This is a genomic window from Gordonia araii NBRC 100433, from assembly GCF_000241265.1.
In the GTDB taxonomy this organism is placed as follows: domain Bacteria; phylum Actinomycetota; class Actinomycetes; order Mycobacteriales; family Mycobacteriaceae; genus Gordonia; species Gordonia araii.
This window is the reverse complement of the sequence record NZ_BAEE01000012.1, coordinates 92,792-101,983: the sequence shown is the minus strand read 5'-3', so window position 1 is coordinate 101,983 and position 9,192 is coordinate 92,792. Positions and strand designations below refer to the sequence as shown.

Sequence of the window (9,192 nt, the reverse complement as noted above, 5' to 3'; positions counted from 1 at the left end):
GAATACGCCTGGCGACATGACTAAGAGCCAACAGGATGTTCGGGCGCCCGCTTCTGTACGTCGAGGCGCCACCACGCGTAGATGAGGGCCCAATAGGAGACGAGGATGAACCCGAGCGTCGAGTTCTGGACGAGGTCGCTGTGGTCACGTGTGGCGATGAACGCCGCCACGAGTGCCGCGACCGCCAACACGTTCACGAGCACCCGGAACGGTGTTTTCCATTGCGTGTTGGCATGCCAGAACGATAGTTCGGGATCGTCGGGTCGTGTCCGAGCCTGGACGTATGCCGCAGCTGCCATCAGACCGATGACGAGGCCGCTAAACGTTAGGCCAGTCCAGTATCCAATCAAGCTGCCGACGGTGACGCCGAACAGGAAACTCATGACCTGGTGCCGGCGACTCAACCCGCGTCTCGATGCACTCACGATGGCTCCTCTGGTGCCGGCGCATCCCCGGCCTTGCGAGCGGATCGACCTAGCGGGCCGAGAGAGAGAGAGAGAGAACAGGGCGGCGTCTTGGTATCTGCTTCCCCAACGGCCGAGCAGTTCGGCATTGCCCGTAGTTGTCAACCTATCAATTGCCGTTATATTTCCTGTTTAGTAGGAAGATGGCCGACCGCTCTTGATCTTATTGAGGTTCTGTTTGTCAACTAGTTCTCGTCATCAGGGAAGGGGGCAGGCATAGCTTTGGCGACTGATTCTCCGTGGTCGGTGAGTTCAAACCATATTGAAAACCCCTGATCGTTCGGGTCGTTCGGGTGCTCATGCAAGAAGGCTCGGACCGTGTCAAGAGCTTCATTCTCCTGCGAAGGCCAGGCTATAAACCCGTCGTCGCCAGGAACACCGACTTCCGCAAGCTTGTCTGTGACTAACTTTTCATAAATGGGAATTAGAAGTGATCCAGCGTGGTCGGTTGACCCGGTAACTTCCTTCACGGCGCCGTACATGCTATATATCGGTACTGAGTCGCCGATCCCATAATACATCGCTATGTTGAACAAGCGGTCTTCAATGGCGCTCATTTTCACCCTCACTTGGCTGTGTGTATGCGGACCCATTTGCCGGTATCTGCGTACCATATGTCGATCGTTGATCCCGATTTGTTGCTGTTCCTCCAGCCTACCTTTGTGCCGTCTGGAAACTCTCGTAAGGTTCCATTGTAAGTACCGGGGGCTTGGGCTGGTTTGCTACCGTGCGACATTCGTTCATACACGGCCCGCAGTTCATCCTCATTCTTTACCTCGCGAATCCTAGCTCTACTTCGTGGTAGAGAATTCTCGATTTCTCGAATTCGCGACGAATCTGGATGTATAGGCTTGGGGGCAGGCTTACTGTCGTTCTTGGGTTTGTCGTCCTTCTTGTCCTTGTCCTTCTTTCGACGATTCCATAGCTTCTTCAGGAAGCCGAATCTCGACACTGAGTGACGTGCGGGTGCAGCAGTGAGAGCTGCTGCTCCGACTAGCAGCCAGACTGCGGTCGGGATCGAGTCCGTGCTGGCTGGGCCCGGTATCGGCGCAAGTGCTGGACCTGGGACTGTAACTGGTGCCGGCCGAGCAGGTTGCTGCACTTTGGGGCCCGGTACGGCCGGCGTCCGTGGTGCGGGTCGGCCAGTCTGTGCCGGTGGTGCGGGTTGTCCGGTGTTGGGCGGTGCCGGTCGCTGCCCAGTTTGCTGCGGCGGCGCGGGAGGACGTTGCCCGGGCAAGCCGGGGGCCCGGTAGCCGGGGACCGGGATGATCGGGGTCCCGTTGCCCGTGCCGGGTCCCGGGCCCGGTGAACCGCCGGCATTCGGGCCGTTGCCGGGTGCGCCCGGCGTAGAGCCGGTGGGCGGCGGCGTGTTCTGTGTGGGTTGCGGGGTGTAGGTGGGGACGTTGATGCATGGCCAATACGGTCCGTGTTCGCGGCGCATCTGATCACACAGGGCATCGGCGTGGGCGGTGCCCGAACCACCGGAGACAACGGCGAGGACGACGCCCAGACCGGTACCGACGGTCAGGACAACAGCGGCCAGTCCGGCGATCCATCGCCACCGGCGACGAGGCACGATGGTGGTGGATGGGGGTTGGCTGATGCCCACGGGAGCGGTGCTGTCTGGTTCGGTCATGCCGGTGGCGGTCATGCTTTGCCTCGGATGGCGGCGATGATGGCGTCGGTGCCGGCCCAGAACCAGCGTCCGGCCAGCGACATGACCAGAAAGAAGCCGAGGAAGACGGGGATGCTGCCGTAGCGGTCGGCCCACTCCGATAGGCGTGGCAAGCAGACGGCGGCGACCACGAGCACGGCGCAGCCGAGGATCCACACGATGAGGGTGCCGACAGGGACGCCCGGGCTTTCGGCCGGGTCGACGGGTGGGCGGTCGCTGGCGGTGGTTTCGTCGTCATCGGCGGGCACGATGTCGAGTACGGCGGTATCGGTGTTGCTCATCGGATCCTCCCTGCCGAGGCAGTTGGGCCTATTTCCCCTACATCGCCACCTTGGTGATGGACAATTCGAATTTTAGTATCACACAGAGTTGCAGATAGTGCAGCACACTCGGGGATCGGGATCCCGCGTAGGCGCCGTTATCACAGGCCAGGACAGGTCGCGTCGGTGTCGTCGTGCATTCGCAGTAATGCCGGGAGGACGCCTACTCGTTCGATACTGTGAACCAGTGGATCGACTACCTTGCAGAGCATCGCGAGGAACTATGCAGGATCCTGCACAACGCAGTCGTGCCGATGCCGGCGGCTCCGCACCTGATCCAGGCTGATCCGGCCAGCGTCGACCTGCTCGCCGAGGGCGGCCATGGTCGACCAGGGTCCGGTTCCTCGCCGATATCGACCACACCGCAACGAACCGCCCCCGACCTCGCGGTGAGGATCGGGGCGGTCTCGTCGTCGCTATGTTCGACCGGACGCAACGATATCCGCGTTACCAGCGGATTCGTTTCGGGAGGGCAAGGGGTGGGTGGGAGCCCTTCGAGCGAGCAGCGAATCGACGTTCGCACTGGTGGAGCCGCCTAGGAGAATCGAACTCCTGACCTATTCATTACGAGTGAATTGCTCTACCGACTGAGCTAAGGCGGCGTGCTGCGCTGGGCAGCGAGAACGAGTGTATCGGCAAACCCGAGGCAGGCCAAAACCACTTCGCTTGTCAGTCGGGAGCGAGCAGGTGCCGCAGGTAGCGGTCGGGTTTGCCCAGGAAATCGCGGGTGAGGCGGACCGACGGCGCATCGTCGTAGTCGACCTGGACGATCTCACCGTCGTCGTCGATGGCGTAGATCGTCGCGCCGGGAAGCGCCAGCAGCATCGGCGAGTGCGTGGCGACGACGAACTGGCTCCCGTCGGCGATGAGATCGGCCATCAGGGCGATGACGGTGAGGCACCCCTGCGGAGATAGCGCCGCCTCGGGCTCGTCCATTACGTACAGTCCGCCGGGGAAGAAGCGCGACCGGATCAGGTCGACGAAGGACTCGCCGTGCGAACGTTCGTGCGGCGACACGCCGCCGAACACCGCGAGCTGGTCGGGGCCGAGTTCCTCGGTCGCGGTGGCCACGTTGTAGAACGACTCGGCCCGGAGGAAGAACCGACTGCGCGGTTTCGACGTTCCCCACGTGAGGAACAGGTGGTCGGCGAGATCGGATTCGGTTGCGCGGGTGGCGAATCGGTAGTTCTCACTGCCGCCCTCGGCATTCATTCCGGCCGTGACCGCGATCGCTTCGATCAACGTCGACTTGCCGCTGCCGTTCTCGCCGACGAAGAAGGTCGCGCCCGCGGGCAGCGTCAGCCCGCCGGACTCGGCGAGGAATTCGACGACGGGAAGGTCGAAGGGGTACCGATCACTCGGAAAGCCACCGCCGACCGATATGCGCTTGATGAAACGCGCAGGCTCGATGTCGAAGCTCACTGCGTGAACTCGGGACCACCGCACGGCACGCGGACCCGATGCGCGGGGTCGAGCGCGTTGCGCACCAGCGCACCCACCGTCGGCGAAAACGCCAGACCCACATGGCCGACGCGCGAAGCGGGGCACACGTCTTGGACCACCGTGTTGTCGATGTTGGGACCGGGTGGCATCAGCGTGACGCGGTACGGTGTCGAGATCGCGTCGAACCTCGTCGCGATGTTCGTGTATCGGATCGTCGAATGCCTTGGCCCCCAATAGTTCTGACCCGGTGCGCGCGCCGGCAGCCGGTCCTGGATGGCGCCGACGCGACTGAATCCTCTGCTCGACGCGGCTATCCCGATGATCGAGTCGACTTTCGACGTCCGGGCCTGCGAGACGAGCTGGGCGATCGCTCCCCCCTGCGAATGGCCGACCAGGTCGACTTTCGACGCTCCGGTTGCCGCCAGCACGTGATCGACGAACGGCGCCACCTGACGTGCCGAGAGTTCGCGCTTCGCCAAACCGCCGACGGGGCCGCTCCAACTCGTCTGGCCGTAGGTCAGGCTGAACACGCAGAACCCAGCGTTGGCGAGAACCGGTGCGAGGTAGCCGAAACTGGCGGCCTGGTTCATCGCCGTCCCGTGCAGGAGGATCACCGGGTCGCGGTCGGGCTTTCGGCAATTCCATCGATTCGAACCCGCCGGCGACGTCTGCGCTGGCGCGAAATATCCGCCGGCGATCGCGCCGGGGACGTTGGTGTCAACCGGAAAGGGCGCTGCGGCGGCGTCGACGGCGAGGAGCGACGAAGCGAATACCGATGCCGCGATAGCAGCGGAGATGGTCACTGTGCGCATACGGCGATTATGCCGCGATGTGCTCCGCCCGCACCGTTTTGCAGAACCCGACGCGATTGCGTCGGGTTCTGCCAAACGAGTCGGGATTTGGGTCTCAGGCGACGCCGTCGGCGCGTGCCGCGTCGGCAACGGCCGCGGTGACCGCCGGCGCCACTCGTGCGTCGAGCGGGCTCGGCACGATGTAGTCCGGTCGCAAGTCGTCGGCGGCGACGGACAGGATCGCCTCGGCCGCCGCGATCTTCATGTTTTCGGTGATCCGTCGCGCACCCGCGTCGAGGGCGCCCGCGAAGACACCGGGGAAGGCCAGCACGTTGTTGATCTGATTCGGGAAGTCGCTGCGGCCGGTGGCCACGACCGCGGCGTGCTTGCGCGCGACGTCGGGGTGGATCTCGGGGTCCGGGTTCGACAGGGCGAACACGATCGCATCGTCGTTCATGGACGCGATGAGGTCTTCGGCGATGGTTCCGGCCGACACACCGAGGAAGACATCGGCGCCGGCAAGGGCCTCGGTGGCGCCGCCGGTCAGTCGCCGAGGGTTGGTGCGCTCGGCCAGCTCGGCCTTGAACTCGTTGAGGTTAGAGCGATCCGGCGAAACGATGCCCTTCGAATCGAGGACCACCACGTCGGCGACCCCGCAGGCCAGCAGGATGTTGGCGCAGGCGACACCGGCGGCCCCGGCTCCGGAGATGACGACCTTGAGGCCGGCAAGCTCGCGGTCGAGGACCTTCGCCGCTCCCTTGAGCGCTGCCAGCACGACGATGGCCGTCCCGTGCTGGTCGTCGTGCATGACCGGGCAGTCGAGGGCCTCGATCACGCGGCGCTCGATCTCGAAGCAGCGCGGCGCGGAGATATCCTCGAGGTTCACCGCCCCGAACGTCGGGCGCAGCCGGATCAGCGTCTCGACGATCTCGTCGGGGTCCTTGGTGTCCAGCACGATCGGGATGGAGTTGAGGCCGGCGAAACTGCGGAAGAGCGCAGACTTGCCCTCCATCACCGGCAGCGAAGCGCGTGGGCCGATGTCGCCGAGGCCCAGTACCGCAGACCCGTCGGACACCACGGCGACCAGCCGATTGGTCCACGTGTACCGGTCGACGAGTTCCGGCTGGGCCGCAATCGCGCGAGACACCTGAGCCACGCCGGGCGTGTACGCGATCGAGAGGTCGCGCTGGGTTTCCAACGGGGACTGGAGCTCCGTGGACAGTTTGCCTCCGACGTGGGAGAGGAAGATCTCCTCGTCGGTGATCGGGGTGGTCATCGAGCCTTTGTCCGTGCTGGTCACGGTTCTCCTTACCGAGCATCTATGCGTTGAAGCGGGAGTGGCGTCGGGCAAGGGAGTGATGGTGCCCGCGCGTCAGGGCCGCGCACACGACGATGGGTGCGTCTGGTCCGGTGGCCGGCGCGGCGGGTGAGCTGCTGGCACCAATGCCTCGTCTGCGACGGCCGGATGGTGCGCCGGCAGTGTCAGGCAAGTGAGTAAAGTCTGCCAGCCCGGCGGCCCGGTCGGCAAACCGGGCTCGGGCCGGTGAACCTCACTCGGTGCAGGTCAACGGTGTGCGGCGCTCGGGCGCATCGGCGGGCACGGGGTACCGGGGAAGGTCGCGACCTCGAAATGCCACCATTCGTTGGCGTACGTCCGGCACAGTCCCCACCGATTGCCCGTCCGCGCCAGCCAGCGCGCTCCGCGCAGGGGGCCGACGTCGATCGCTCGCCCAATTACGTGGGACGACTCGGCTGGCGGCAGCACCCACCGCCGTGCCGCCGCCGGACTGCCGTGGGTGCGTATCCCTTCGCGCCACAATCGGTTCTGTTCCGCCCACGAACGCTTGCCGGAGGTGATCCACAGCGGTACGCCCTCACGGTTCGCCTGGGCTTTGGCCAGCCGGTAGGCCGTGGCCAGTTGCGGGGTGAGTCCGGCCGTCGACGACGGTGCGGCGCTTGCCGTCGCGGCGAAGACCGCGGGGGTGGCGAGCACGACGGCGAGTACGGCGGCGAATGCGGCCAGCATCGTCGATGTCCGACGGGGAGTCCGGCCCGGGGTGCGCATGGAAATCCAATCTAGGCCCCGGGTGCCCACTCGGCATAGGTGAGGTGCCCAGTCGGCGTAGGTGAGGTGCCCACTCGGCATAGGTGAGGTGCCCACTCGGCGTAGGTGAGGTGCCCACTCGGCGGTGGGGTGACGGCGCTCACGACGATTCTCTCCCACGCCGAGTGCTCGATACGATGACCCGTTGTGACGACAGCGACGACACCACCAGCCCAACGGGCCGCCCTCGGCGCGTCCGCGTGGATGCCGGTCGGAGGCGCTCTGTTCGTCAGCGCGTGGGGCGGCAACCAGTTCACCCCCTTGCTGGTCATGTACAAGCAGGAGGGACTGAGCAACGTCATCGTCGATGCCCTGCTCTTCGTCTATGTCTTCGGCATCGTCCCCGCCCTGATGATCGGCGGACCGGCGTCTGACCGCTGGGGCCGTCGGCCGCTGATGCTGCCGGCACCGATCCTGGCCGGGCTGGGTTCGGTCGCCCTCGCGATGGGCGCCGACTCGGTCGTGTTGCTCAGCATCGGTCGACTACTCAGCGGCGCCGCGCTCGGCCTGGCGATGGCCGTCGGAGGCAGCTGGCTCGTCGAACTCACGCGCGGTGCCGGTGCCCCGGCCGGCGTCGGAGCACGCCGCGCGACGATGTGCCTGACCGCCGGGTTCGGCGTCGGCGCGGCGGTGGCCGGCGTGCTCGCGCAGTGGGGGCCGTGGCCGACGGTGTTTCCGTACGTGATCACCGTCGTATTGGCCGCGGCATCGGCGGTGAGCCTGTGGAAGGTGCCGGAGACCCGGTTCGCCGGTGACAGTGCGGCGCGGGGGATCGCGGCCGCGATGCGGATCCCGTCGGCGCTGAGCAAGCGTTTCCTGCTCGTCGTCGCTCCGGTCGCGCCGTGGGTATTCGGCGCCTGTGCGATCGCCTACGCGATCGTCCCCGACCTGTTGCGCGGCCACACGTCGATGCCGATCGCGTTTGCCGCCGCGTGCTGCGTGATCGGGCTGACGTCCGGGTTCGCCATCCAGTCGGTGGGCCGGCGCATCGACCGTCCGGGAACCGTGCGCGGCATGGTCGTGGCGCTTGCGGTCCTCGCCGCCGGGATGCTGGCGGCGATCGCCGCCGAGGCAACCCGTTCCATCCCGGTCGCCCTGGTCGCCGCCGCGGTCCTCGGCTGCGGCTACGGGATGGCGATGATCGGAGGTCTCCTCGAAGTCCAGCGCATCGCCGGGCCCGACGATCTCGGCGGGCTCACCGCGGTCTTCTACGCGCTCACCTACATCGGCTTCGCCTCGCCGGCGCTGCTGGCCTGGCTCGACGGTCGCTACCCCGGCCTGGACTACCGCGATTTCTTCCTCGTCGGACTCCTGATGACGGGGGTGTGTCTGGTGTCGGTACTGCTCGGCGGTCTCAGCGCTGGGCGGGGGCGGCGTCGCGGGAGCGGCGACGGGTGATCAGCCAGCCGAAGGCGGCGGCCAGCGGGAACATCAGAATTCCGTAGACCGCGCCGGGGACGGCAATCTGGGTACTGGCGAGCACACTGATCGCGATGGTGATGGCGATCGTGCTGTTGTGGATGCCGATCTCCATCGAGCAGGCGATGGCCTGGCGGTCGGCGACGCCGAGGCGTCGGGGGACGAAATAGCCGACGGACAGGCTGATGAGGCAGAACAGCCCGGTCACCGCGCCCACGTCGAGCAGATAGCCGACCAGGTTCGCACGTTCGGCGAACATGGTGCCGAATACGACCAGCACGAGCAGCAAGGCCGATCCGATGCGCACGGGTTTGTCCATGCGGTCGGCGAAGTCGGGCCGGGAGCGGCGCACCAGCATGCCGAGCGCCACGGGGGCCAGGACGATTACGAAGACCTGCACGACCTTGCCGAACTGCAGACCAACCGTGCCGGTGCCGTCGTCGGCGTCGAACCAACCGATCGCGAAGTTGGTGATCAGCGGCAGGGTGATCACCGCGATGACCGAATTGACGGCGGTGAGCGAGACGTTCAGCGCCACGTCGCCCCGAAACAGATGGCTGTAGAGATTGGCGGTGGTACCGCCCGGGGAGGCCGCGAGCAACATCATGCCGACGGCGAGCAACGGGGGCAGGTCGAACAGCAACACCAGGCCGAATGCCACAACGGGCAGGACCAATAGCTGACACGCCAGGGCGATCGTGACGACGCGCGGGTTCTTCGCGACGCGTGCGAAGTCAGCGGTCGTCAGTGACAGCCCAAGACCGAACATGATGATCGCGAGCGCCACCGGCAGCCCGACCGATACAAAGGGGGAGTCCATCGTCTTCCTTGTGTTTGCGCAGGTCCGGCAGGAGCTAGCTCAGAAATCTGGTACGAGAGCGTCTCGGATTCGACGAGAGTATGTGCTCACCCGCGCCGGTCGCAAGAAAACGGGAAAAGCGGCCCTGGGCGACCTCCGGAGAGCTGTGGCCAGCTT

Annotated in this window: 9 protein-coding genes and 1 tRNA gene; 1 reads left to right on the top strand and 9 read right to left on the bottom strand. The window is 65.7% G+C overall.

Features of this window, described 5'->3' with window-relative positions:
- Positions 1-20: 20 nt before the first annotated feature.
- The 8 genes from GOARA_RS02115 to GOARA_RS02080 form a co-directional block, all read right to left on the bottom strand.
- Positions 21-383: a hypothetical protein gene (locus tag GOARA_RS02115; protein ID WP_007320633.1), complete on the bottom strand. Its 363-nt coding sequence runs from the start codon at positions 381-383 to the stop codon at positions 21-23.
- 266 nt (positions 384-649) lie between these two features.
- Positions 650-1,021, bottom strand: coding sequence for a hypothetical protein (locus GOARA_RS02110; protein ID WP_007320632.1), 372 nt, complete (start codon positions 1,019-1,021; stop codon positions 650-652).
- A gap of 1,090 nt (positions 1,022-2,111) precedes the next feature.
- The gene (locus tag GOARA_RS18755; protein WP_007320630.1) at positions 2,112-2,420 is read right to left on the bottom strand and encodes a hypothetical protein; all 309 of its coding nucleotides are present in this window, start codon (positions 2,418-2,420) and stop codon (positions 2,112-2,114) included.
- Between the two features lie 565 nt (positions 2,421-2,985).
- Positions 2,986-3,061, bottom strand: a tRNA-Thr gene (locus GOARA_RS02100).
- A gap of 67 nt (positions 3,062-3,128) precedes the next feature.
- Entirely contained in the window at positions 3,129-3,881 is a 753-nt protein-coding gene (locus GOARA_RS02095; RefSeq protein ID WP_007320629.1) for an AAA family ATPase, read from the bottom strand.
- Positions 3,878-4,714, bottom strand: coding sequence for an esterase/lipase family protein (locus GOARA_RS02090; protein WP_007320628.1), 837 nt, complete (start codon positions 4,712-4,714; stop codon positions 3,878-3,880). Before GOARA_RS02090 ends, GOARA_RS02095 begins: the two co-directional genes overlap by 4 nt.
- A gap of 94 nt (positions 4,715-4,808) precedes the next feature.
- Complete coding sequence (locus tag GOARA_RS02085) at positions 4,809-5,969, bottom strand: NAD(P)-dependent malic enzyme (protein WP_050947130.1); 1,161 nt, start codon at positions 5,967-5,969, stop codon at positions 4,809-4,811.
- 288 nt (positions 5,970-6,257) lie between these two features.
- Positions 6,258-6,758 carry a M15 family metallopeptidase gene (locus tag GOARA_RS02080; RefSeq protein ID WP_007320626.1) on the bottom strand — a complete coding sequence of 167 codons (501 nt, stop codon included), beginning with the start codon at positions 6,756-6,758 and terminating at the stop codon, positions 6,258-6,260.
- Between the two features lie 243 nt (positions 6,759-7,001).
- Here GOARA_RS02080 and GOARA_RS02075 point away from each other — a divergent pair, with 243 nt between their 5' ends.
- Positions 7,002-8,195, top strand: coding sequence for an MFS transporter (locus GOARA_RS02075; RefSeq protein ID WP_007320625.1), 1,194 nt, complete (start codon positions 7,002-7,004; stop codon positions 8,193-8,195).
- Here the strand turns inward: GOARA_RS02075 and GOARA_RS02070 are convergent.
- Entirely contained in the window at positions 8,152-9,036 is an 885-nt protein-coding gene (locus GOARA_RS02070; protein ID WP_007320624.1) for a bile acid:sodium symporter family protein, read from the bottom strand. The two genes, GOARA_RS02075 and GOARA_RS02070, sit on opposite strands and share 44 nt — an antisense overlap.
- Between the last annotated feature and the right edge of the window lie 156 nt (positions 9,037-9,192).